Annotated in this window: 17 protein-coding genes; 11 read left to right on the top strand and 6 right to left on the bottom strand. The window is 67.7% G+C overall.

Features of this window, described 5'->3' with window-relative positions; genetic code table 11:
* Positions 1–2: 2 nt before the first annotated feature.
* Positions 3–1,040, bottom strand: coding sequence for a type IIL restriction-modification enzyme MmeI (locus tag C6376_RS43725; protein WP_159083167.1), 1,038 nt, complete (start codon positions 1,038–1,040; stop codon positions 3–5).
* Positions 1,041–1,117: 77 nt separating this feature from the next.
* Here C6376_RS43725 and C6376_RS46345 point away from each other — a divergent pair, with 77 nt between their 5' ends.
* From C6376_RS46345 to C6376_RS07890, 6 genes are all read left to right on the top strand, one after another.
* Entirely contained in the window at positions 1,118–1,981 is an 864-nt protein-coding gene (locus C6376_RS46345) for a tyrosine-type recombinase/integrase (RefSeq protein ID WP_107442759.1), read from the top strand.
* Between the two features lie 188 nt (positions 1,982–2,169).
* Positions 2,170–6,015, top strand: a complete 3,846-nt coding sequence (gene drmA / locus C6376_RS07910) for a DISARM system helicase DrmA (RefSeq protein WP_107442758.1) — start codon at positions 2,170–2,172, stop codon at positions 6,013–6,015.
* On the top strand, positions 6,012–7,946 hold the full coding sequence (gene drmB / locus C6376_RS07905) for a DUF1998 domain-containing protein (RefSeq protein ID WP_107442757.1): 1,935 nt from the start codon (positions 6,012–6,014) through the stop codon (positions 7,944–7,946). The genes drmA and drmB overlap by 4 nt, the downstream gene beginning before the upstream one ends.
* Before the next feature lie 13 nt (positions 7,947–7,959).
* The gene (drmC, locus tag C6376_RS07900; RefSeq protein ID WP_107442756.1) at positions 7,960–8,727 is read left to right on the top strand and encodes a DISARM system phospholipase D-like protein DrmC; all 768 of its coding nucleotides are present in this window, start codon (positions 7,960–7,962) and stop codon (positions 8,725–8,727) included.
* Positions 8,728–8,849: 122 nt separating this feature from the next.
* Positions 8,850–10,202, top strand: a complete 1,353-nt coding sequence (locus tag C6376_RS07895) for a hypothetical protein (protein WP_107442755.1) — start codon at positions 8,850–8,852, stop codon at positions 10,200–10,202.
* Positions 10,203–10,318: 116 nt separating this feature from the next.
* Entirely contained in the window at positions 10,319–12,466 is a 2,148-nt protein-coding gene (locus tag C6376_RS07890) for a 3'-5' exonuclease (RefSeq protein ID WP_107442754.1), read from the top strand.
* 158 nt (positions 12,467–12,624) lie between these two features.
* Here the strand turns inward: C6376_RS07890 and C6376_RS07885 are convergent, their stop codons facing one another.
* The 4 genes from C6376_RS07885 to C6376_RS07865 all read right to left on the bottom strand — a co-directional run bounded on the left by C6376_RS07885 (position 12,625) and on the right by C6376_RS07865 (position 19,762).
* Complete coding sequence (locus tag C6376_RS07885; RefSeq protein WP_107442753.1) at positions 12,625–13,842, bottom strand: IS110 family transposase; 1,218 nt, start codon at positions 13,840–13,842, stop codon at positions 12,625–12,627.
* Between the two features lie 275 nt (positions 13,843–14,117).
* The gene (locus tag C6376_RS07880) at positions 14,118–16,703 is read right to left on the bottom strand and encodes a DUF262 domain-containing protein (protein ID WP_107442752.1); all 2,586 of its coding nucleotides are present in this window, start codon (positions 16,701–16,703) and stop codon (positions 14,118–14,120) included.
* A gap of 470 nt (positions 16,704–17,173) precedes the next feature.
* Positions 17,174–18,346: a serine hydrolase domain-containing protein gene (locus C6376_RS07870; protein ID WP_107442751.1), complete on the bottom strand. Its 1,173-nt coding sequence runs from the start codon at positions 18,344–18,346 to the stop codon at positions 17,174–17,176.
* A 72-nt stretch (positions 18,347–18,418) separates the two neighbouring features.
* Positions 18,419–19,762 (bottom strand): transcriptional regulator, encoded by a 1,344-nt coding sequence (locus tag C6376_RS07865; protein WP_107442750.1) that lies wholly within the window; start codon positions 19,760–19,762, stop codon positions 18,419–18,421.
* Between the two features lie 252 nt (positions 19,763–20,014).
* Here C6376_RS07865 and C6376_RS07860 point away from each other — a divergent pair, with 252 nt between their 5' ends.
* The 5 genes from C6376_RS07860 to C6376_RS07845 all read left to right on the top strand — a co-directional run bounded on the left by C6376_RS07860 (position 20,015) and on the right by C6376_RS07845 (position 23,210).
* On the top strand, positions 20,015–20,506 hold the full coding sequence (locus C6376_RS07860) for an ATP-binding protein (protein WP_107442749.1): 492 nt from the start codon (positions 20,015–20,017) through the stop codon (positions 20,504–20,506).
* Between the two features lie 44 nt (positions 20,507–20,550).
* Positions 20,551–20,823 (top strand): hypothetical protein, encoded by a 273-nt coding sequence (locus tag C6376_RS07855; protein ID WP_254075872.1) that lies wholly within the window; start codon positions 20,551–20,553, stop codon positions 20,821–20,823.
* A gap of 146 nt (positions 20,824–20,969) precedes the next feature.
* Complete coding sequence (locus C6376_RS44375; RefSeq protein ID WP_173985599.1) at positions 20,970–21,137, top strand: hypothetical protein; 168 nt, start codon at positions 20,970–20,972, stop codon at positions 21,135–21,137.
* 85 nt (positions 21,138–21,222) lie between these two features.
* The gene (locus C6376_RS07850) at positions 21,223–22,419 is read left to right on the top strand and encodes a cupin domain-containing protein (protein ID WP_107442747.1); all 1,197 of its coding nucleotides are present in this window, start codon (positions 21,223–21,225) and stop codon (positions 22,417–22,419) included.
* Positions 22,353–23,210 (top strand): aldo/keto reductase, encoded by an 858-nt coding sequence (locus tag C6376_RS07845; RefSeq protein ID WP_107442746.1) that lies wholly within the window; start codon positions 22,353–22,355, stop codon positions 23,208–23,210. The genes C6376_RS07850 and C6376_RS07845 overlap by 67 nt, the downstream gene beginning before the upstream one ends.
* Here C6376_RS07845 and C6376_RS07840 read toward each other — a convergent pair.
* A complete protein-coding gene (locus C6376_RS07840) occupies positions 23,198–24,055 on the bottom strand; it encodes a hypothetical protein (RefSeq protein WP_107442745.1) in 858 nt (285 codons plus the stop codon). The two genes, C6376_RS07845 and C6376_RS07840, sit on opposite strands and share 13 nt — an antisense overlap.
* Between the last annotated feature and the right edge of the window lie 13 nt (positions 24,056–24,068).

Here is a 24,068-nt window from a genome sequence, read left to right as displayed (position 1 = left end):
TGTCAGAACAGGGTATCCCCGTCGCGCACCGGAGTTAGATGTTCCTGACCATGAACTGCCGATCCGGCCGCAATGGCATGCCGATCCATTGCGTGAGGGGAATTTTGTGGTGAGTTATTTTCATGCTGAGCATGATTAAGCTCAAGAAGCCTGTCTAGGATTTCAATCTGAGCCGATGGTGCGACCGTGAATCGCGTACCCTGTCGATTTGGATAGAAATCGTGAGCGAGGTCGATATCTTGCCAATTGTAGGACTCGAGTACAGACTGATCGATCTTCCGGTGACTCTCGCGCAGAGACTCGATGTCACTATCCTTCGCTGCAGGGTCATGGACCATGTTGTATAGCTTTGTGAGTCCTATACTTCTGTCAATCATCACATCAAATCTCAACCTGTCGAGAATTCCCCCATTGCTTCGGACTTCGACAGTGGTGACAGATCGAGGGAATGTCTCGTAAACATCGGACGGAGAGTAATTGAGATCCGCCTTCATTGTTGATGAATTGCGCCATGCCCAAATCGAGTGGAATGAACTCGAAAGTAGGGCGAGGTCGCTATCCTCGGCCGTAGCGAAGACTCCCAATTTATGAGAGAGGACTTGGCGGCTGGGTACACGAGCTGGCATGACGGTTCGACTGACAAGCGCTACCACCAGAACACGGTCCAAGTTAGAGATGGCACGGTAAAGATCCATTGCAGGACGGGTGAACCGCCACCAGATCTCGCGACGTTGACGGTTGGTGTTCTTGAGCCGTTCGGGTTTCACGTCTCTTTCGACGATGGCGAATACTTCGGGGTATCCCCGGGCCCGTTCCTCGCTCCAGTCATGGAAGTTGATCACCCAGCGGCTGGCTGAGCAGTCTGGGCGGGAGTTGAGGTCCTCGCCGTTGAGGTAGGGGAAGAGGACGTCCTTGTTGCGAGGGTCGCGTTGGATGAGGTCGTGGGCCTGTTCAGGGGTGACGATGAAGCCCTTCCCCAGCACGTTGGACCCCTGGAACGACTGGCCCTTGTTCGCTACCAGACGATCGCCGGTTGCCAAGAGCGCAGGTCAGGACGATTTAGGGGCGGATCTCGCCAAACTCATCGCGTCACGGTAAGCGCTCCACAACCAGGCACATGACGTTCCCTATGACACTCGACAAGTTCACTGAGGCTCAGCGGGCGGACGGCTACTCGACCAACACCATCGGAGCCCGAGTACGTTGCATCAAGGCCATAGCCCGCTCTGCCGGCGTAACCGCAGGCCAGCTCAAGGTCGATCACGTCATCGCGTACTTCGCCGTACGCCCTTTACGCCCATGGTCGCGCAGAACCTACCTAAACCATCTCCAGGCGTTTGGAAAGTGGCTGGGAGTGGACCTCATAGAGGGCATACGCAAGCCCGCAGCACCCCGGTCAACACCTCATCCGCTCCCAGAAGATGAACTCAAGCGGCTTACCGCAGGCACACGTGGAGCGCACAAGACCTGGGTCCTGCTAGGGGCCTTCTGCGGCCTCCGCGCGCACGAAACGGCCAAACTTGCCAGGGAAGACCTATCAACTCTCGATGACGGCACAGCGATACTCCGCGTGACAGGCAAGGGTGGACGCACGGACACCATCCCTGTGCCACCGGTCGTCATGAAGGCACTCGACCTGACGGGAAGTGGCAGATTCTGGGAAGGAACGCGTGCCGAATCCGTCTCCCGAACTGTCGCCGGGATCGCTGCAAAGATCGGCATCCGAATGCGCTACCACCAGCTGAGACACCGATACGGAACGATGGTCTACCGCTCTTCCGGCAGAGACCTTCTCATGACGCAACGCCTGATGCGTCACGCGTCTCCAGCGACCACAGCTGGGTACGCGGCCGTCGCGGACGACCGTGTTCACGTGGTTGTGCTTGATCTTCCAGGAGCTGACCCGGGCGCATCACGGCCGAAGGGGCGGAGAACAAGCTCGCACCAATGCCTGTCGTGCCGCCATGAAGCCCGAGGCTGAAGTGGTGTCCCACCGCGGGGCTTGCGGTAGCTCGGCGGGTCCACGAAGCCAGCTGGGCCCTCGCGGCGGCTTTGGGTCGTTGCCGAACCGGCACGGCCCTGTGCGGCTCACCGTGACCCCACCAATGTCAGTGGGTCCCCCTATCGTTATTCGCGGGTGCCGGTCCGCACCCAGGGAGGGATACGCGCATGCCGTCGTCACCACAGAACGCCCCCGTTCCAGAGCCGGGCGTTCCCCACCCCGTGGACGAGGTCCCGCAGACCTTCCGGTCAGGGACGTCGTACGACGTCCGGGAGGAGCTCGGTGATCTGATCTCACGGGATCTACTGGGACCGTGGGCGGACGAGACCGAGGCGCTGGCGCCGCACAGTGCGGGGCCCCGTGACCGCTACCTCGTTGGGCTACTTGGGCCCCGGCCCGCACCGACCGACGCGCCCGTGAACGTCGCGGCGGGCCAGGCGGAGACCGAGGTCAGCGCTCAGGGGGACGGGCGGGACCCTGAGCTCGCAGAGCGACTCACCCCACAGGCCGCCGGACGGCTGTGGGCGTCGTCCATGGGGCTGAGCTTCCTGGTGCCGGCCGATGTGGGCATTCTCAGCGTTGTCGCGTCCTGGGGCCGATACAGGCAGAGCGACAGTAAGACCGACGACGGCCGGGCTGTGCGGGCGTGGTCGCGCGAGCCCATCCGGTACGCGGTGGACATTCATGTCGACTCGCCGGGCACCGTCCGCAAGGTTCTGGAGGGCGTCGACGACACCGGCCCGGACCTCCCCTGCATCCGGCTCGACGTGCACGTGCGGGAGCGCCCCGGCACGGTCGACGGCGCGAACAACCTGCGCTTCGTCGACGTGTCGCTGATCAACGCGCTGGAGGAGTCCCGTGAACTGCGGGACGGGCAGTGGCTGTTCCAGACGAAGTTGGAAGTTACCTCCTTCGACGGGCAGTCAAGCGTCTTCCTGCCGATCGACGACCCGTTGTCCGACGACGAGCCCGGCCACATCCTGGAGAACCCCGAGGAACAGCATCTGCGGCTGCTGTACCGGCAGGAGTTGAAGCACGCGCATGGACGGAACGTCGCCGTGCACGCGAGTGTCCTGCCGAAGGGGCGGCGCGCGGTCAGGTTGGAGACGACCTGGCTGCCGGTGAAAGACGTGCCGGCCACGGTCGCGCCGAATTCGGCTCGGCAACCGCTGCTCGCCGGTCTTGAGGTGAGCATGGACGAGCTCGCCGAACTGGCCGTCTGGGAGCGGCGCGACGAACTGCTGAAGGCCCTGCAGCCGTTGGCCGACGGCTACGACGGCTGGTTGCAACAGCAGGCCGCCAAGGCGGAGTCGCTGTCGGGCGAACTGCGGACCACCGCGCTGCGGGCGGTCGACGAGGCCCGCGATGCGTGCGGCCGGATCGCCCTCGGCATCGAGCTGCTGCACACCGACCGCGACGCGCTACGGGCGTTCCGTTTCGCCAACCGGGCCATGGCCATGCAGCGTCGGGCCACGGCGACGGCCGCGCTGCGGGCCGAGGGCGGTGAAAAGCCGCCCACATACGCGGCGGCCTACGCCGAGGTCGACGGACGCGGCGCGGTGGCCGCAAGCTGGTACCCCTTCCAGCTGGCGTTCGTGCTCCTCAACCTGTGCTCCCTGACCGACCCCGTGCACAAGGAGCGCAGGGCGGACAGCACTGCCACGGTTGACCTCCTGTTCTTCCCGACCGGTGGCGGCAAGACGGAGGCGTATCTCGGTCTCACGGCCTACACGTTCGCTATCCGGCGGCTCCAGAAGGCCGTCGGGGAGGGGGAGGACGCCCGTGAGGGGCGGGACGGCGTCGCTGTACTGATGCGTTACACGCTGCGGTTGCTGACGGCCCAGCAGTTCCAACGGGCCTCCGCCCTGGTGTGTGCGACGGAGGTGCTCCGCAGGGAGGACGAGGAGGTCTGGGGCAGCAGGCCGTTCCGTATCGGGCTGTGGGTCGGTGCCGGTGTCTCGCCGAACTGGTATGGGGACGCTGCGCAGCAGATCGCCGAGGCCAACGAGTCCGCCTCGGGACGGCACGCGAACGTCCTCCAGGTGCTGTCCTGCCCGTGGTGCGGCGAGGAACTGCGCGCGTGGCGGGACGTGGCGCCTGATGATGTACGGCGGCGCGTCATCGTGTACTGCCCGCGCGGCGAGGACGCGGAGCCGTGTCCGTTCTCCCGGATGCGAGCGCGGGGCGAGGGGCTGCCGATCCTCACGGTCGACGAGGAGATCTACCGGCTGGTGCCGAGCCTGCTGATCGCGACCGTGGACAAGCTCGCCCAGCTGCCGTGGCGCGGTTATGCGGGAATGTTGTTCGGGCGCGTGAGTGCCTACTGCGATCGGCATGGCTACCGCCACGACGACCTCGACGAGGAGATCGGATGCGGGTCCCGGCATAACGCCAAGGACTGGCACAAGGCCGTGACCAGCCGGCCTATGCCGCGGCGGCTGCGGCCTCCGGATCTCATCATCCAGGACGAGCTGCACCTGATCTCCGGGGCGTTGGGCACCACAGTGGGGCTGTTCGAGTCAGCTGTTGACCAGTTGTGCACCTGGCGGGCGAAGGATGCACACGGGCAGCTCCGGGACACCGGGCCGAAGATCGTCGCGTCGACAGCCACCACTCGCAACGCCCGTGCGCAGGTGCTGGGCGTGTTCGCCCGGGACCTGGCGATCTTCCCGCCGCAGGTGGTCGACGTCGGCGACACCTTCTTTTCCCAACAGGTCGACGTCACCCGTGACAACCCTGGGCGGCGTTACTACGGCGTCTGCGCGCACGGGGTGCGTATGAAGGCTGCCGAGATCCGTGTCGCAGAGATCCTCCTGCTCGCCGGGCAGCACATGTTCGACCTCTACGGCGCTCCCGCCGATCCGTACATGACGGTGGTCGGGTACTTCAACGCGACCAAGGAACTCGCCGGTATGCGGCGGGTCCTGGACGACGACGTGCCGAGCCGGCTGCGGGCCAACGGACGCCGCCGGGGCATCGCCAACCGGCTGCTGCGCGACACCGACATGCTCAACCTCCAGGAGCTGACCTCCCGTATCTCGTCGGCGGAGATCAGCGCCACCCTCAAGCGGCTGGAGATCGGGTTCAACCCGGAGCACGACACGTCGGTGCGCAAGAAGGCGATTGTCGACGAGCTCCGGGATGCGGGGAGGGCCCGTGAGCCGCGAGTACTGCCCGCCCCGCTGCACCGCAGGCCGGTCGACCACGTGCTGGCCACGTCGATGCTGCAGGTGGGTGTCGACGTCTCCCGCTTCGGCCTGATGGTCGTTACCGGGCAGCCGAAGAACACCGCCGAGTACATTCAGGCGTCCTCCCGTGTCGGACGTCAGGCCAAGCGGCCCGGCATCGTGATCACGCTCTACAACTGGGCGCGGCCCCGCGACCTAGCCCACTTCGAGGACTTCGAGCACTACCACGCGACGTTCTACCGGCAGGTCGAGGCGCTGTCGGTGACTCCGTTCACGCGCCGGGCGCTCGACCGGGGCACCACCGCCACGTATGTCTCCGCCGTGCGGCAGGCGTGCGACGAGTTCTCCGACAACGTGGATGCGGGGGGCGTGGACCTCGACGATCCGCGTGTGCGGGACGTCGAGCGACGACTGCTGGAGCGCGCGGAGGCCGTGGACGGGGACCGGGCGCGCGGCTACCTCGCCGAGCGCATCGACGCCCTGCGTGACGCCTGGACGGCCAAGAAGGGTGAGCAGGGCCGGCTCGGCTACCGGGGCCAGACCCGGCAGAAGCAGACGGTGCTGGGCCTGCTGCGCAACGCGGACGGCAGCGGATGGGACGTGCTCACCGTCCCGCAGTCGATGCGCGAAACGGAGAATGAGATCAACATGCTGTTGTCCGCCGACACCGTGCTGTCGGCCCCGGCCGGCACTGCTTGGGAGTTCGGCCCCCCCGAGGAGAACGGCGACGGCCCGGATACGGCGAGCGGCGACGAACTCGGCGAGGCGCCGGACGCGGACGGGAACGGCGACGACAACGGCACGGCCAGGGGGCGGCGGTCATGAGCGGCGGCGGATACTTCAGGCGGGTGGGGGCGGTACGGCCGAGCCACCTCATGTTCACCGGCGGCGTCGGCGCCCTCGTCGACCTGCCCAACTTCTCCGTCATGGTCAAGGGCCTCGACCACTGGAGTTACGCCGGTGTGCCCGATCCGGTAATCGAGGAGCCCCGGCTCCGCGGGGCCGTCAACCGGGCCCTGCGACGCTACGGCCCGAACCAGGTGGGCGAACTGCGCGCCGCCCCGTGGATCCCCGGCACGGACACCGACCCGAAGGGGAACGCGGCACGGATCGGTGTGCCCGTAACCCCCTTTCCGCAGTGGCTGCGCTGCACGGCGTGCAATGAGCTGGCCTCCCTGGGCTCGGGCAAGTGGGGGTTCGAGAACAACAACGCCCGCCGCCCTGACGAGGCGCGGTTCTACCACGAGAACTGCTACCGGAAGAAGAAGGGCCGCAAGCCCCTCGCCGTGGCCGCCCGCTTCGCGCTCGCCTGCACCAAGGGCCACCTCGACGAGTTCCCCTACACGGAGTTCGTGCACGAGGGGCGTGCCTGCCCCGACACGACGTACCCGACGCTGCGGATGCGCGACAACGGCGGCAACCTCGCGGCCAACGTCTCCCTCGAATGCCTCGTGTGCAAGAAGGCCAAACGCAACATCCGGGACGCGATGGGCGACAAGGGCCGCGAGAACCTGCCCCGCTGCCGTGGCCGGCACCCTCAGTTCGACGGCGTCTACGACACCTGTGACGAGACGCCGTATCTGCTGGTCGTGGGCGCGTCTAACCAGTGGTTCCCCGTGACGCTCAGCGCACTGGCACTGCCTGACACCGGGACCGACTCGCTGCGCAAGCTCGTCGAGGAACGCTGGCCGGATCTAGAGGACTTCGAGGACGAGGCGGAGATCGCCATGTTCGCCAAGAAGTCGAAGCACCACCGCTACCTTCGCGATTACGAGCCCGAACAGGTCTGGCAGGCCATCTCCGCCTACCGCTCGGCCCTGTCGGGTGATGCGGCCGAGACCGAGCAGCCGCCGGGCCCTCCGGACCTGCTGACCCCCGAGTGGCAGGTGTTGTCCGCGGCGAAGACCGCCGATCCGACCGAGGACTTCGCGCTCGTGGACGCCTCGCTCAGTGGGCCGCTGTCCACCGTCTTCTCCCAGGTGCGGCAGGTGGAGCGGCTACGCGAGGTGCGGGCCCTCATCGGCTTCACCCGGCTGGACGCCCCCGATCCCGAGGACCCCGGCCTGGTCACCCGCGTCGACCTGGGGCGGCGCGAACGCGACTGGGTGCCAGCCAGTGAGGTGCGTGGCGAGGGGCTGTTTCTGAGGGTGGACGATCACCTGATCGAGCAGTGGGAGCAGCGGGTCGCGTCGAGCGACGCTCTCGCCGCACACGCCGCGGCTTTCGGCCGGTTCCGTGAGCACCGCAGGTCGGAACGTATCCAGGATGGCTCCGACCTGATGCAAGGCTGGCCAGGCAGTCGCTACATCGCCCTGCACACGCTCTCCCACCTGCTCATCCGCACCATCGCGATGGAGTGCGGCTACAACTCGGCGAGCCTGGCCGAGCGGATCTACAGCGGCGACGCCGAGGAACGGCGGACCGGCATCCTCATCTACACGGCCGTCCCGGACTCGGAGGGCACGCTCGGCGGGCTGGTCTCCCTCGCCGATCAGGACCCGAGTACCGGGGAGAACCGGATGGCCAGGATCGTACGGACGGCGCTGTACAAGGCGGGGCGGTGCTCCTCGGACCCGCTGTGCGGCGAGCGTCTTCCCAAGGCGCCGGAGGACTTCCTGCACGGTGCCGCCTGCCACTCCTGCTTGTTCGTGTCCGAGACGACGTGCGAGCGCGGCAACCGATTCCTGGACCGGCGGTTCATCACCCACCTGGCAGGCGACCCGAAGACGCTGGCCCTCATCTCGGACTTCGGGTGAGCGGATCGACCAGGTGAGCCGCAGACGCTTCGAGGCGGCGGCAGCGATGGCCGCCGCGTCGCTCGGGCCCACACGGACTAAGGCGCTGGCCACGCTCCTCTCCCAGGGCCGCTCCCCTGCGTACATCCGCGGCAGGCTTCAGACGCCGGCCGCGCTGGAAGCCGTGTCGGCGTTGCTGGCGTCGATGACGGAGGACGGCGTTCCCTCGGCGGAGACAGCGGCGTATCTGCGGGGTTACGCGGCGGCCTGGACCCGGCAGCGCGAGGACACCGAGGCCCGTGCGGTGTGGAGCGGCCCTTCCACGCCTGGGACACCCAGCCGCGCTACCGCCCAGGTGCTTACGGAGGTGGTCGGCGCCGCAGAGCACCGGCTCGTCGCCGTGACCTACTCGGCCCGCTCGTACGCACCGCTGACGGCAGCGCTGTTCGAGGCTGTGGCCCGGGGCGTCACAGTGGACATCGTCGTGGAGACGCTGGAAGGCGCGGGCGGGCTACTCTCCGGGCGTGAGCCGGCCGATGCCTTCTCCCGCGTACCGGGCCTGCGGCTCTGGCACTGGCCGTCGGGTCAACGCCCCACTCCCGGAAGCCGGTTGCACGCGAAGCTGGCGGTGGCCGACGACCGGATCCTCTTTCTTTCCAGCGCCAACCTCACGGCGGCCGGCGCCGAGCGCAACATCGAGGCGGGCGTGCTGCTGAACGGCGGTCCCATGCCGGGACGGATGGCGGAACACATAAGGGAGTTGCAGCGCCGAGGGGTTCTCGCGCGGTGGCCAGGTGCCTGATGAAGTCCCGTCACCGTCGAATCATCGCCATTTGCATGGCCGGTTGACGGCCACTTAGCCCTGACGGCCGGAACCTGGCCAACAATTGAGCCTCCGGTTTCACATGATGCAGGAGGTCACAAATGGTCGCCGTCGCTCTGGTGCACAGCACTGCGCTGATGACGGAGCGGCTCCCCGAAAAGCCTCCGGCATGGCTGACCCGCGGTGAGCGGACCTTCGCGTATCCATACAAAGACTGGAGAAAGCCGCGCGTCTGGTGCCTCGCCTTTTTCACGGACCGTCACGCCCGCTATGAGCAGCGCAGGATCATCGGGGTGGGCGGCGTCTTCCCAGGCAGGCGGTCGGGTACCTACGAACGCGCCCTGCTCGCCCGCGACTTCACCGCACTCCGGGTTCCGCTGCCGCTCGTCGACCTTGAGGGCGCGATGGGGGCCAGCCGCCGATTCCTCAAGGACGACGGTCGTTTGTCTCCCGCGGCCGGCGACAACCTGCTCGCTGCCATCCGGCATCTGCGGCCGGAACTGAACGAGACGCTGGATGGCCTGGAGAACAGCCTGGGGGCCAATCCTCCTACAGGTCGCGAAGGAGAACAGCGGAGCTTTGAGAAGGACGCGATGGGCACCGTCATGGAGACGTTCGGCGCGGACCGCGATCCACTCGAAGCGTGGCAGCAGCCGCTCAGCGGGGACGATCCTCGCTCCCGATCCGTCCCCTTCATCGAAGGGATGCCCGACCTCCGGCAGATCGAGGACCAGCAGATCGTCCACGACTACCTGCGCTTCCCTGGCATGGAGGGCGAAGACGCCGTGCAGGTCGGCTGGCGGATCTATCGCCGCAGCTCCGAATCCCACCATCGGCTGTTCGTGTACAACGCCAACCGCACGAACGCCGAGACCGTCATGGGCGTCGACATGATCTACGTGAACGAGCACGCCCGAAGCGTGGCCATGGTCCAGTACAAGCGGATGCGTCAGAGCGGGCCCGGCTGGGTGTACTGGCACGACGCCACCGGCGAGCGGGAGTTGAAGCGGATGGAGACCGTCGACGACGAGTGCAAGGCCGAGGACGAGTGGGCTCGGACCAGCCAGGAGGGGCCGACGACGCTGGGGGATCCACGCCTGGTCCCCACGCCCAGCATGGTCAAACTGTGCCGAACCACGCCCTTCATGATGAACTCCGCCGCTCTCATCCCCGGCATGTATCTGACGCGGGAGCACTTCCAGGAACTGCTTCAACGCCCCGAAGCCGACGGGCCGTCCGGCGGGACACGCATCGTCGAGGAGTCGGTTCCCCGGTACCTGAACAACACCACCTTCACCACGCTGCTCAGGGACGGATGGATCGGCACGCGCGGCACCGGCTGGGACTACGTCATCGACCTGATACGCGAGAGCCTGTCCGCCAGCGGGCCGGGCTCCGTCGTCGTGGGGATGCATCGGAGTGAGGTTCCACCCGGCAACCGCCGAGTCAACTGACCCGCGCCGCAGACGGACGGCGATCGAGGCGATCCGGCTGCCTTGGCACGTACGGACCGGTCTCGCGAATCGGAGCCGGTCAGTAAGGTGATCGTACTCTTCTGGAGGGGCGCGGGATGGCGACGCTGGGGATGCACCGGGACTTCCTGTTGGAGTTCGCGGCGTTGGAGAAACCGGTCCAGAAGCGGGTCTTCGAGGTGTTCGAGAAGTTCGCGACAGCCACGCACACTGGGCTACACCTGGAGAAGCTGACTCACCAGAAAGATCCACGGCTTCGGACCATCCGCATTACGGGCTTCTGGCGCGGCGTCGTCCTCAAGGGCGAGTCGGGCGACAGTTATCTGCTGCTCAAGGTCCTTCCCCATGACAAGGCCAACGACTGGGCCGCCAAGCACCGCGCGTCGGTGAACGAGGCGACGCAAGGCATCGAGATACGCAACGACGTGGCCCTGGAACGGGCCACGGCGGGGCTGCGTGCGCTGGCCGCCGAGGAACCGACCCGTCTGTTCCCCGCCTCCGACTACCCGGACAAGGTGCTGCGCAGTCTCGGTGTGGACGAGGAGATTCTGCCGATCATCCGGCTGATCCCGGACGAGGATCATCTGGAGGCACTGCACAAGGTGCTGCCGGAGCATCAGTACGACGTACTGCTGGGGCTCGCGACCGGCATGAAGCCCGAGGCGATCGACCGGGAACTGGTGCAGGCGTACGCCCGGACCGCCGCGCGGACCCCCGCGGCCGACGACGGTGACGAGCTGGGCACCGCGATGGCCCGTTCCCGTGGCCGGGTCGCGCTCGTGTCGGGCCCCGTCGAGCTGCAGGGAATCCTGGAGCGGCCGTTCGACGCCTGGCGGGTCTTCCTGCACCCCAGCCAGTACCGAGTGGCGTACCACGAGGGCTACGCCGGGCCGGCCCGCGTCACCGGCGGGCCGGGCACGGGGAAGACGGTGGTCGCCCTGCACCGGGCGTACCACCTGGCCCGGCAACTACCCGAGGGCGCCCCCGACGGGTGCGTTCTGCTCACCACTTTCACCAGGGATCTCGCGGCCGAACTGGAGCGCTGTCTGACGCTGCTGGTCGAGGAAGAGGAAGTCCGGGCGAGGATCCGGGTGGTCAACGTCGACGCCCTGGCCAACGAGATCGTGCGGGCGGAGCGCGGAGGCGCCCCGCTGAAACTGGTCTTCGACCAGAAGGAGATCACCGCCCGCTGGACGAGCATCGCGCAGCGGCTGGGGATCGACTTCACGGACGTCTTCCTCGACCAGGAGTGGCGTCAGATCGTCCTCGCCCAGGCCCTGACCGAACCGGAGGAGTACCTGAAGGCGCCGCGCACCGGCCGCGGCACCGCGCTCCCACCGCTGAAACGCCTTCAGGTGTGGCGGGCCGTCTCCGCTTTCGAGGAGCAGTTGCGCCAGGCGGGCGAGTGGACGTTCCTTCAGGTGTGTGCGGAGGCGGCACGTGTCCTGGACGGCCGGGAACAGCGGCCGTACCACCATGTCGTGATCGACGAGGCGCAAGACCCGCCCGCGCAGTGGCGGTTCCTGCGGGCCCTAGTTGCTCCCGGTCAGGACGATCTGTTTCTCGCCGGGGACACCTACCAGCGGATCTACGGGAACCGGGTGTCGCTGCGCTCGCTCGGCATCCAGGTCGTCGGCCGCTCGCACCGACTCCGAATCAACTACCGCACCACACAGGAGATCCTGGCCTGGTCCGCCTCGCTGCTCACCGGTGAGGAGCCGGACGACATGGACGGCGGGAACGAGACGCTGGCGGGGTATCGCTCCACCATGCACGGAGAGCGACCGGAGACGGCCGGGTATGCCACGAAGCCTGAGGAAATCCAGGCGCTGGTGGCCCGTGTGCGGGACTGGACCGGCGCAGGGGTGCAGGCCGAGGACATCGGGGTGGCGGTGCGCTACGTTCAGCTAGGGCGGGACATCGCCCAAGCTCTGGAGCAGGTCGGCCTCGCCGCATGCGTGCTCGGCGCCGGGCGCGGTGGCGCCGGTGTCCGGATCGGCACCATGCACCGGATGAAGGGGCTGGAGTTCCGCTGCGTCGCCGTCGCCGGGGTGAATGACGGCACCGTGCCGATGAAGTCGGCCGTCACCGCGGTCGAGGTCGACGCCCAGCAGCACCAGGAGGACCTGAACGGCGAGTTGAACCTGCTATTCGTGGCGTGCACGCGGGCGCGCGAGGCGCTGCGGGTGTCCTGGCACGGGACGCCGAGCCCATTCCTAGCGCCGGTCGTCAACCCGCGTCCGTAGTGTTCATAGGTCCCGCAAGCCATGACTGCTGGCCCCATGTGTGACGTGCGTGGGGCCAGCAGAGTGCCGTAGCCCCCCACTCCACTGGGGGGGGGGTGCCTCTATGTCCTTCGTCAAGGCGCCCCTGTCGGTTTTGGGGTGATTCGGTCTTGCTGGGGTCATGCGGCGAGCTCGACGTCCGCGGGTGTGCGGGATTCGTAGAAGGTGCCGTCGCGGAGCATGGCGAACAGGACGCTGATGCGTTGGCGGGCGAGGCGGAGGAGGGCCTGGGTGTGGGTCTTGCCGCGGTTGCGTTGCTTGTCGTAGTAGGTGCGGGAGGCGGGGTCGGCGTTCATGCAGGCGAAGGCGGACAGGAACATGGCGCGTTTGAGCTGGCGGTTGCCGCCTCGGGGTGCGTGTTCGCCGTGGATCGAGGTGCCGGACGACTTCGTTGTCGGGGCGAGGCCGGCGTAGGAGGCGAGGTGGGCGGCGGTGGGGAAGCTGGTGCCGTCGCCGACGGTGACCAGCAGGACGGCGGCGGTCCTGACGCCGACGCCGGGCATCGACGTCAGGACCGGGGAAAGAGGGTGGGCCTCCAGCAGGGCGTTGATCTGGGCTTCCAGGGCCCGGCGCTGTTCGTGGACAGCGGCGAGCGAGCGGGCCAGGGAGGGCACGACGATGTCGAGGGTGCCGGTGCCCGGGACCACGACGGTCTGCTCGTCCAACGCTTCGAAGACATCGTCGATCAGCCGCTGGGCCATGCGTGGGGCCTTGGGCCGGATGAGCTCGACGAGCCTGCGGCGGCCGGCTTTGCGCAGTGCGGCCGGGGAGCCGTAGCGCTCCAGCAGCCAGGTGACGGCCTGGTGGTCGAGGCGGGGGCCCAGGACGCGCTCCAGCGACGGGTGGAACTGGGTGAGCAGGCCGCGTATGCGGTTGGAGGTGCGGGTGGCCTCGGCCGCGAGGTCCTGGTCGAAGCCGACGAGAACCGTGAGTTCGGCGGTGATCTCGTCGGTGAGCTCCAGCGAGCGCAGGGTGTGCGGCATGGTGCGGGCGGCGTCCGCGATCACGGCTGCGTCCTTCGCGTCGGTCTTGGCCTCGCCCGGATACAGGTCGGCGATCCGCCGCATCGCGAGTCCGGGCAGGTAGGCGACCTTGCAGCCGGTGTCCCGGGCGACCGTGAGCGGGAGGGCGCCGATGGAGGCGGGCTGGTCCACGATCACCAGGACGGTGCCGAACTTGGCCTTGAGTTTGTCGAAGACGGCCCGCAGTTTCGGCTCGCTGTTGGGCAGCTGCTTGTCGAGGACCTTCTTCCCGGCCGGGGTGAGCCCGTGGCCGTGGTGAGCACTCTTTCCGACGTCCAGGCCGAGGAACACGCCCACGTCTTCGGTGTCGAACATCGCGCCCTTTCCAGGGTGTTGAGCGTGCCGGCCTCGGCAGTGGTGTCGTGCGCGCGCATCCACGTTATGCAGACCTGCCGCCCGCGAGCTGTCCGGCATTGCGCCGGACCGGGCGGTGGCCGGACCTCTCATCAGCGTCTCCGACGGCACCTCCCGAGCCCGGTGACACCACCCCCCAGGTCATCCGTTCGACAGGGGGACACAGTCATGCCGGGCCCGGAGGCCAGCGGCCCTCTTGCAGGACCGCGAAGAACATAACGGGGGCACGGAGGGCGTCAGGGAGTGCCCGGGTTCTCGTCCACCATACGGCGGGCCTCTGCCAGGGCCGCTGTATGCGCGAACCACTCCAGCACCGCGCAGATCTCCTCGCTGTGCGCGGCGAAGACCTCCACCGCGAAGGACGGGCGAAGGTCCAGTTTCGCCTCGGCCAGGTCGATGCCATCGATCCCGTTCAGGCGGTTCATCAACTCGCGCCGCAGCGGCTCGTCATCGAACGGGGGCCGCTTCTTCAGATACTGGAACACGACCTCGACGGTGCCGGAGACCGGGTAGAGAGCCAGGGGCCACAGCTCTCGGGAAGCGGGGGCGTTGCCGAAGCGCACTGTGGGGAAGCAACTGGTCTCGCTCGCTCGGCCGTAGGCGAGATGACCGCCCTGCTGCTCCCAGAAGCGCAGGGCGTTCATGACGCCGTCGACGGTCTCTTCGGTCTGGTTGTCGCGCAGCTGCGTTTCGAACCGGCCGGCAGCCGACAGCTGCTCATCTCCGTCGGCCTGCGGTGTCGGCTCGGCCTCATCGGAGACGTCCTTGCCCAGCAGGGCCGCCAGGTCGGAGGTGGTCAGGCGGTGGGATCGGCGGGCTCGGCCCGGGGCGTCGAAGGAAACTCCCTCGGCCTCCAGACGGGTTCGTACATCACCGAGGTCCTGGCCGTCCGGCCACCTGAAGCCCGCCGCGACGCGGCCGTCTGCTGTCAGCACTCGGTAGGCGCCGTGCAGGCCCACCTTGGATGCCAGATGCTGGCCGACCGCGACGGCGTGGGTGCCGATGAGCGCCGCGACATCGCCGTACGTCGTCCACGTCCCGGCCGGCATGGCGAGAAGCGCGGCCCGCAGCTCTTTCCAGCCGGACCACTCGTCGTCCACCGGGACCGTGCCCGCGACGGGGCCGGGCCACAACCGCACCACCCGGTCGGCGAGGGCGGCGGCACGATCGAGGATCTCCGCCTTGCCCCAGCGCTCCCGCCCCGCGATCTCCTGGTTCATCCGCAGGGAACTGAAGTCCAGGATCTCCTGCTTGCGGCGGAACGGATGGTTGGAGAGCTTCGCGTTGTCGGCCGAGAGAGTCAAATTGCCGAGGGTGTGGACCAGTAGGGCGTGGAGTTCCTCGGGGCCCTGTCCGTCCTCGGTCTCCTCGGCCAGCAGGTCCAGCCATTGGTGTGCGGGTCTCTGCGGCAGCACATGCTCGACGGTCAGGTGCGCCTTGGCGTAGTCGACCGGTTCGCTGGCTCCGTGACTTTCCTCCAGCCTGCGCAGCACCTGGAACCGCTGGTTGCTGCGGCCCGCCTTGTAGAACGGGCGGGTACGGATTGCCTCGCGGACAGCGTCGTCGTCGGGCCAGACGCGGGCACCCGTCTTGCTCTTCGAGAGGAAGCGGCTTACGGCCTCGGCCGGGTCCTCGTCCTTCTCCATCTCCTTGGCCATCTCCATGAACACCCGGTTGCTGCCCGTGGTGGAGTGCCCGGTGAACAGGCGCCGCACCATGTAGCTCTCGGCGTACACCAGTGCCCGGGCGGCCTGGTGCGGTGTGGCTTGCCCGTCGTCCACGCGGTCGAGCAGATGGAGTGCCAGCGGGTAGTGGGTCTGACCGCCCCACCGGGAGAGCCTCTCCAGTACTTCGCGCAGTTCCGGGTCGGGCTCTCTCTCGGGTTCCAGGATCCGCATCAGACGTTCCGCCCGGCGGGCCAGGGAGGCGATCTCCGCCTCCAGGGCCGCTTCGTCGGAGCTCAGAGGCTCCAGGCGTTTCTTCTGGTCCCGGTAGATCTCGCTCTGCTTGGCCCGGCTGTTGCCGGCCACCACCAGGTCGAGCCAGACGAGGAGTTCGAGGTTGGCAGGGCCCAGCCGTTCCTGCATGGGCAGCCACAGATTCTGGTAGACGGACTCGCCCCGGGTCGGCAGACACATGAAGAGGTAGTTGCGCAGGAGGTCGCTCTGGCTGAGTCCGACCCCGGTGTTGTTGATCGACTCGAAGATTCGGTAGACGTTGTCGCCCTCCGACGCGGTGATCTCCACGATCGACAGCAGACCGCTCAGCACGGTCTCCACCGCGTCCGTCCACGTCTCACCGGCGTTTTCCTCGCCTTCTGCGAGGGCGCCCAGGAAGAACCGGTAGGCAGCGCCCACGTTGCCTGGGCCGCCCGCCCTGGGTGAGCTCTCGACACAGGCGGTGAAGGAGTCGCGGTCCGCTTGCGTGGGCAGAAGCCGGTAGTGGTCGTCGCCGCTCCGGTATTTATTTACGAGCACAAGGTCGTGGATGCGCTCGGCCTTCTGCTCCGCGCCGCGTTCCCGGTGGCGGTCGCGCAACGCCGTGAAGGCCAGCATGAGGGTGGTGAGCCGCTGCTGGCCGTCGACAACGAGCCAACGCTGCATGCCGCCGGCAGTGATCCGGCCGGGGGCCAGCACCACGGAACCGAGGAAGTGCGCCGCGGTGGGTCGTCCTTCCAAGTGCTCCTCGACCAACTCCTGGACATCGTCCCAGAGTTGCCGCAGCTCATCCCGCTGCCAGCTGTAGGTGCGCTGATAGAGCGGCACTTGATACTGCTTCTCGCCCTGGACGAGTTCGTTGAACGTGGTCTCCTGCGCGTGCACGCGTGTCTTTCCCCCCGCTGAGTCCCGGACGACCCATTTTCCACCCTCGGGGTGCGTGTGTCCTCGTCCTCGACTGGATCAGTAGCGGTGACGTGTCTTTCGGGAGCCGGGCCTCCCGGCTGCATGGGCGCGCTGCCACACATTTTCGGGCTCGAAGCGGGACTCCGCAGAAGCCACATGATCGGCCGAGTCAGCCGTAGAAGACACGATTACGCCACTACAGGGGACTTGACCTCGAAGAACTAACACGCTGCAGCACTATGGTGCGAGATGTGCGACGCCCTCTGGTTCTCCTCGAACTCGACAACACACTCGTGGACCGACGGGGAACACTCGCCGACTGGGCCAACGCGTTCACAGTCCGGCATGGTCTGGAGGACGAGGAGCAGGCGCACGTCCTGGGCCTGGTGGCCGAGCGGGTTGGCTCGGATGCGTGCGGGGATAGCACCTGCTGTCCAGACAACGCGCACCTAGGTGAGCGACCTTCGCACCGCGTCTACCAGCGCGTGCGCACGCATATCGTCAGCTCCCCCGATGACGTTGTTCATCGCATAACCGAAGGCAACGCCGTGCTCCAAGTCGGCGAAGCCGAGCGAGCCGCCTCGTCCCGTGTGGCCGAAAGAGCCTGCCCCAATCATCGGGTTGGTCTCAGTAGGCAACATGTATCCGGTGCTGAATCGGCTCGGGATCAGCATCACCTGGTCCTTCCCTCTGGCCTGCTCCTTGGTCGCTGACTCCAGGGTCTCCGGAGCAACCAGGCGCGTACCGTCCACCTCGCCGATCAGCGCGGCGTACATGCGCGCCAGGCCGTGTGCGGTGCCGATGCCGTTAGAAGCGGGGAGTTCTGCGCCCTGCACCTCGGGTGAGTCGAAGTCGATCGCGGCGGGGTCGGTGACCGCGTACGCCCTGTTGCTGAACGACTTCGGATCCCGCCACGCGGCAACCTGCTCGCGGAGTTCCTCAGGAACCGACTCGACGGGCACGGTAGTGAGATCCACAGCCGGGCGCTGGTACACCATGCGGCTCACCCGGTCGCGTTCATGAGCCGGCAGTCCGATGAAGAAGTCCAGTCCGAGGGGGGCGGCGATCTCGTCGGCGAAGAAGCGGCCCGGTGTCTGGCCGGACACCCGGCGGATCACTTCGCCGACCAGCCAGCCCCAGGTACGGCCGTGGTAGCCGTGCGCCGTGCCCGGAGTCCACTGGGGACGCTGAGCGGCCAGCGCGGCCGCCATCGGGTGCCAGGTCAACGCCTCGTTCAGTGGGACCGGTTGGTCCAGCGCGATCAAGCCAGCCTGGTGGGATAGCAGCCAGCGCACCGGGATGTCTGCCTTGCCGTTCGCGGCGAAATCCGGCCAGTACTTCGCCACCGGAGCGTCCATGTCCAGCGCGCCGCGCTCGGCCAGCATGTGTGCCGCGGTCGCGGTCGCCCCCTTGGTCGCAGAGTAGACGAGCTGCAGCGTGTCCCGCGTCCACGGTCGACCGGTTTCGGGGTCGGCGATGCCTCCCCACAGGTCCACCACCGGTCGGCCGTACTGATACACGCACACCGCCGCGCCGATGTCCCCGTGCTGGGCGAAGTTCGCTGCGAACGCCTCACGCACCGGTTCGAACCCAGCCGCGACCTCACCGTGGATCGTCGTCATGCCCTCCATCCTGGCATTCGGACTACGCGCTTCGAGGGGGTGGGCTCGGCTTCGAAGTCCGAGAGATGACGGTCACGCCGCGACGGGCACGGCCTGGAGGCGCTCGCGGAACTCGCGGACAGCGGGGTCGGACTTGCGCGGTTCGAGGTGTGCGGAGAACTCCTTCAGGCGGTCCAGAGCCCGTACGGAACTGACACTGCTCTCCAGGAGTTCTGTGCCGTAGTTCGCGGCGTCGAGCGCCCCGTCCAGGTCACCGCCGGCGAGCCGGGCCTCGGCCAGGCGGCTGGAGCGTACAGCCTTGTCCCGGGGAGCCGCGCTCTTCACGGAGGTCTCCAGGGAGCCTGTGGCGCGCTCCACTTGTCCGGATCGCAGCAGGACCTTGCCCTCGGTCGACTTCAGCTGGGCCTCGCCGAACCAGTTGAGCCAGTCCGGATTTTCCTCCGTCGTGTGGCGCTCCCAGTGGGACACGGCGCGGTTGAGCGCTGTTCCGGCCTTCGCGTGGTCGCCGTCGCGGGACAGCGCCTCGGCCTTGTGCAGGTAGAGGAAGGACTGGGTGTACGGCGACAGCGTGCGAGGGGCGTTGTCGATGGCGGTCGAGATGAGGTCGACGCGCTCTGCGGTGCGTCCGGCCTCGGAGACGTGGACGCCCATCTCCGCGAGGATGAAGGCGCCGAACGCGTCGTCGCCAGCGGTACGGGCGCTGCGCAGGGCGCCGACGTAATAGCGCTGGCCGGCGGACCGCAGCCCCGCGTCGTAGGCCATCCAGCCGGTCAGGTGTGACACCCGGGCTGCCAGGGTGTAGAGGCGCAGTCGAATGTTCTCCGTGTACCTCCCCGTGCTCAAAAGGCCGGTGACAAGGGCGAGATCGCCGCGCGCCTGCTCCAGGAGCGTAGCGCCGCCGAGTTGGTCATCGAGGGTGCGGAGCGTGCTGATGCGCTGCTCGATCGTCGAGACCATCGTGTCCGTGACCTGATCCCCGCCCAGGGCCGACGCGAAGGCGGACGGCGCGTCCACCCAGCTCGCCGCGAGGCCCGTCAGGGCGGCGCCGGTGATGGTGAGAAAGCCCCGGCGATCCATGCGGCCACTCCCGACGAGTTCGGACAACGCCTCAACGGTACCGGCCTCGGTCCACGGGGCGGTGAGTCCCGTGACCTCCCAGACCGGAAGCCATCGGGGCCAACCTTCCTTGCGCGCCTGCTCGTACGGGACGCGCAGCAGGTCGGCGAGGACGCGCTGGGCGTCCGCATCCGGCTCCTGCCCCTGCTCCCACTTCCATACGGTGGTCCGGTTGGTCGCGAGCGGGATTCCGAGTGACCGCCCGTGCGCCTGCATGAGTCGGGCGAACTCGGCCTTGCCCCATCCACGCGTCTGCCGGAGGAAGCTCAGCGGGTGGACCGCCAACGGTTCACCAGGCATGTCATCACTCCCGTCATCCCCCTCGCGGCGTAGTGGGGAGGCTACTTCGCGTGGCCGCGTACGGGGAGGGCGTCCCCAGGAGGAACCCCCTAGAAACGTTCCGCCTTGCTGGCTGGAGCCGTTGACTGAATATCAGCCGTCCACGGAGCCGCACATCGCGACCGCTCCCGGAACGGTTCTCAGATCGGCGGCTCCGCCCCTGTTTCCCCGTCGGGGACGGAGCCGCTCTCCAACTCCTCGGAGGCGTCCGCCATGCCCACGCTCGTCCATCGGTTCGTCCTCGCGGGTGAGGAAAGGGAAGTCTCCCTCGCCCGGCGCACGGTCGTCGACAAGGTGCGTGCGTGGGGTGTGCCGTTGAACGACGAGACGGCTGACGCCATCCGTCTCGTCGCCTCCGAGCTCGTCAGCAACGCCGTGGTCCATGGGGAAGGGCCCGTCACTGTCACACTGCACCACCGCCCCGGCCGTCTGGTGATCGACGTCCTCGATGCCAATCCCGGTGCCCCACAGACGAGTTGTGCCCAGGCCGACGACGAGAGCGGGCGCGGCCTGGCACTGGTCGAGTTTCTCGCTTCTCGGTGTGCCTGGGAGCCAGTCGGCCAGGGAAAGCGCGTATGGGCGGAGATCGCGCTTCCCAAGGCGGCGCCCGCCATCCGAGCCGCTGTTCTGCGCAGATTATTCGCGCTACGGCCGAAGCACGGCGTGGTAGCCGAGCCTGAGTCGCTCACTCTGGTGGTCGCGTGATGGGGCGGCACACCTTACGAGCGAATCCGCTTCCCGATCCCGACGTGGTCTTCCGGCCCACCCGCCGAGACATCGACCCCGTCACCAGGGAGCCCACTGATTACGCGCTATGGGACCGCCACGAGTGGCAGGCGCGCGGCGAGTGCTGGCTGTGGTGCGGACGTGACGACGTCGAGGTGACGTGGATCGGGCCCGTCCGGTCGAGCGGCATGCACGCGGCCCTCTACGCCTGCCGTGCCTGTCTGTATGAGCTGGACCAGCGCGTTCTGGAGATCAATATGCGCGAGGACATCGGCGGCCTGCCGATTCACCACTGACCCGCCCTGCCCTTGGCGCCGGACTGCCACTCATCGCGCGCCCAATGACCGCCGCCCCACGGCAACCCCTCCTCCCACGGCCGTGGGGCGGCCATCGACCTCCCGTCGGATTCCCAGCGGGAGAACCGAAAAGGAAGGAGCACGAGGTGACAGAGCCCACGACACCGCCTCCGGCCCGGAGCGGCCTCCTGGTGGCGGTGACAGAGCTGACCGCCGTCCATGACCGCTACGACAGCCTCCGGTCGGACAACCAGGGCAGTTCTGGCGACGCGCCGTGGCCGGGTGGCGACGGCAACCTGCACGACAGCGAGTAGGCACCAAGCGGTGGGGGCCGGCGTGGTCGGCCGCGTCGGCCCCCGCTGTGTCCGCATCAGTGGCCGAACCCATGGAGGACACACGATGGAACACCGGTTGATCAGCGCCATCGAGGCAGCACTCGGCTGGAGCGGGGCCGAGCAGCTGGGCAAGGACTTCGTCCGCGGGAGCATGGACGACGCCACCCTCGTCTCCCGCATCATGACCCCGAACCGCCTGCTCGATATCGCGATGCGCAGGAGCCTGAACCGCCCGCAGTTCCGGTGCTTCCAGAAGGGCGAGGAGGTCCACCCGGCCATTTACTACACCGACAGCGTCAGCCCCCGCGGCCAGAGCATCTCCATGGTCAACATGCGCAGCCTGGGCAGGCTCTTGGGCGAAGGAGCGACGGTGATCATGGACCAGGCCAACGTCTTCGATCCGACGATGGAGGTCGCCTGCCGGGCCCTGCAGTGGTGGTCCCGCGAGCGAGTCCAGGTCAACGCGTACCTGACCACGAACGACGCCTCCGGCTTCCCCCTGCACTGGGACGACCACGATGTCGTCATCGTCCAGCTCGCGGGTGAGAAGGAGTGGGAGGTCCGCGCGACCTCCCGCGCGGTCCCGATGTACCGGGACGCCGACCCCAACAGCACGCCGAGCGACGAGATCATCTGGTCTGGTCTGATGCGGACCGGCGACGTCATGCACATTCCGCGGGGCCACTGGCACCAGGCGACACGGACCGGCAGCGGCTCCGGCAAGAGCCTTCACGTCACGTTCGGCATCACCAAGCGCACCGGGGCGAGCTGGCTCGCATGGCTGGCCGACTGGTGCCGCGAACACGAGATCTTCCGCCACGACCTCGACCGCCGACACGGAACCGGCACCGACGCCCTGACCGAGGCCGCCGCCCAGCTGGTCAGCGAGCGACCGCCGGCCGACTTCCTGGACACGTACGGGCAGGCGACGGCCCTGCCTCGGCACGTGCCGTTCCTCGACATACTCGGGCCGCTCGACGCCGTGGTGTGCACCACCCATTTCCCGCCCCAGATCCAGGAGCACGGAGAGACCGTCGACATCGTGGCCTCGGGCAAGACGCTCACCCTCGCGGCCAAGGCACTGCCCGCACTTCGTCTGCTGCTCAGCGGCAAGCCGGTCGAGCTGGAACAGGCTGCGGCCGTCGCCGGGGCCGAAGTAACGGACGTCGCTGAGATCCTGGTGAAGGAGGAGCTGTGCGCGGTGCTGACCCCCGAGTTGTTCTCGGGCTACACCGGTCTCGTCACGAACGCCGGGTCCTGACTGGGGCGCTCGACCTCGGCGTCACGACACTCGACACCAGCACCAACTACCTCGGCTTCCGTTCGCATCAGGTCCTCGCGCAGACGGCCGGAGACCTGCTGTCGAAGTTCAGCGTCTCCACGAAGGTGGGCTACTTTCCGGGACCGGGCGGGGCGGGGCACTCCCTGGACCCCATACGGTTGCACGCGGCCGTGGAACAGGCGGCCGGTGACCTGGGGCAGGAGCCGGATCTGGTGTTCCTGCACAATCCGGAACACTCGCTCCGCGAGGCCGGCTCGCATGGCCAGGAGGTGCTGGCAGAAGCGTGCGCTGCCCTCGATGACGCCACGAGCAAGGGCCTGTGTGCCGCCTGGGGCATCGCGTCCTGGGAACCGTCATCCCTGGTGGGACTGATCGGCCCGACCGTACCGAGGCCGGCGACCCTCATGGTCCGCGCCGGCCTTCTGGTCGGAGTCAGAGCGCTGGATGCCGCGGACGCCCTCATCAGGGCGTGGGACTTGGACCCCAGCGAGGTATGGGGCATGAGCCCCTTCGGCGGCAGCACCAGCGACTCGGTGTGGGCCAAGATCGATCCCCGTGTCTTCCTCGGTGACAGCCGTCAACTCTCCTGTGTGCAGGCGGCGTTCATAGCCGCCTATCACCTGCCGAGAGTCGGTACTGTGGCTGTGGGCACTGATGAGCCCGCCCATCTGGGCGAACTCGTCGGCGCCCTTGTCGGCGAGGTCGAGGAACGAACAGTCCAGGAGTACCGGAGTCTCCTGCGAGACCGTTCACACGATCAGTCGGCCTGAAGCACCTGGATGACCTGCTCGGCCATGCGCCGGGCGGGTTCCAGCCGAGGGTCTTCCGGGTGCGCGTACGGCCCGAGGATCTTCGAGCAGGCGAACAGCGTCATCACCTTGCCGTCCCGGCTCTCGAAGTCGGACCGGCGCTCGTGCCATACGCGATCGGCCAGAGCCGGGACAGCGAGGGAACTCGCCCACAGCGAGGCCGAGTCCAGCCCCAGCGGCGCGTTACCCCAGTCCTCCCAGTCGAAGAGACTGAACGCCGGAGCCGTCATGTTGGCCCAGTTCAAGTCCGCGTGGGCCGGCACCCACTGCTCGATGGTCGTATCGAAATCGCCGGAGAAAACACCACGGACAGACTCGGTGACAAGGGCCTGGGTGACGGTCTCGGTGTCCGGCGTGGCGACCCGCCTCGTGCTCTGTTTCGCCAGCGCGTCCAACGACGCGTTCAGTGCGCCCCACCAGTCGTCCGGCAGCTCCGGGGCTTCACTCAGGATGGCGTTTCCGACAGGAGCCCCTGGCAGGAGATCGGTTTCGTCGGCTCGCCACATCACCGGCCCGTCCGTGGCCCGCCAGACGACACTTCCGTGCCATTCGGGCTGGGCGATGCCCTTCAGGCGGGCGGCACTCTCAGTCCCGTTCCACCCTTGGTCGGAGATCTTGTCGAGCAGGCGCCGCTCGATCCGAACCCAGGTGTCGCGGTCTGTTCTGGCCCCCACGGATCGGCGCTTACGCACCATCGTCTCTGGGAGCAACCCCACTTGGAGAGACCGCTCGACGCGGTCAAGAACCTCGTCAACCGGCTGTACACGTAGGTCGACAGCCTGACCCGTGGAGACCGAGAGCGTCATGGACGCGACCGTA

Origin of the sequence: Streptomyces sp. P3 (assembly GCF_003032475.1) — a bacterium.
GTDB lineage: Bacteria > Actinomycetota > Actinomycetes > Streptomycetales > Streptomycetaceae > Streptomyces.
The sequence above is the reverse complement of the archived record's forward strand: the minus strand, read 5'-3'. Positions and strand labels throughout refer to the sequence as shown.

Excerpts from the sequence above, each read along its gene's own strand:
- C6376_RS07895 (WP_107442755.1), top strand. The coding sequence starts at position 8,850 with ATGGTCGCCGTCGCTCTGGTGCACAGCACTGCGCTGATGACGGAGCGG.
- drmA (WP_107442758.1), top strand. The coding sequence starts at position 2,170 with ATGCCGTCGTCACCACAGAACGCCCCCGTTCCAGAGCCGGGCGTTCCC.
- C6376_RS07885 (WP_107442753.1), bottom strand. The coding sequence starts at position 13,842 with ATGTTCGACACCGAAGACGTGGGCGTGTTCCTCGGCCTGGACGTCGGA.
- C6376_RS07840 (WP_107442745.1), bottom strand. The coding sequence starts at position 24,055 with ATGACGCTCTCGGTCTCCACGGGTCAGGCTGTCGACCTACGTGTACAG.
- drmB (WP_107442757.1), top strand. The coding sequence starts at position 6,012 with ATGAGCGGCGGCGGATACTTCAGGCGGGTGGGGGCGGTACGGCCGAGC.
- C6376_RS07860 (WP_107442749.1), top strand. The coding sequence starts at position 20,015 with ATGCCCACGCTCGTCCATCGGTTCGTCCTCGCGGGTGAGGAAAGGGAA.
- C6376_RS07865 (WP_107442750.1), bottom strand. The coding sequence starts at position 19,762 with ATGCCTGGTGAACCGTTGGCGGTCCACCCGCTGAGCTTCCTCCGGCAG.
- C6376_RS46345 (WP_107442759.1), top strand. The coding sequence starts at position 1,118 with ATGACGTTCCCTATGACACTCGACAAGTTCACTGAGGCTCAGCGGGCG.
- C6376_RS07890 (WP_107442754.1), top strand. The coding sequence starts at position 10,319 with ATGGCGACGCTGGGGATGCACCGGGACTTCCTGTTGGAGTTCGCGGCG.
- C6376_RS07850 (WP_107442747.1), top strand. The coding sequence starts at position 21,223 with ATGGAACACCGGTTGATCAGCGCCATCGAGGCAGCACTCGGCTGGAGC.
- C6376_RS07870 (WP_107442751.1), bottom strand. The coding sequence starts at position 18,346 with ATGACGACGATCCACGGTGAGGTCGCGGCTGGGTTCGAACCGGTGCGT.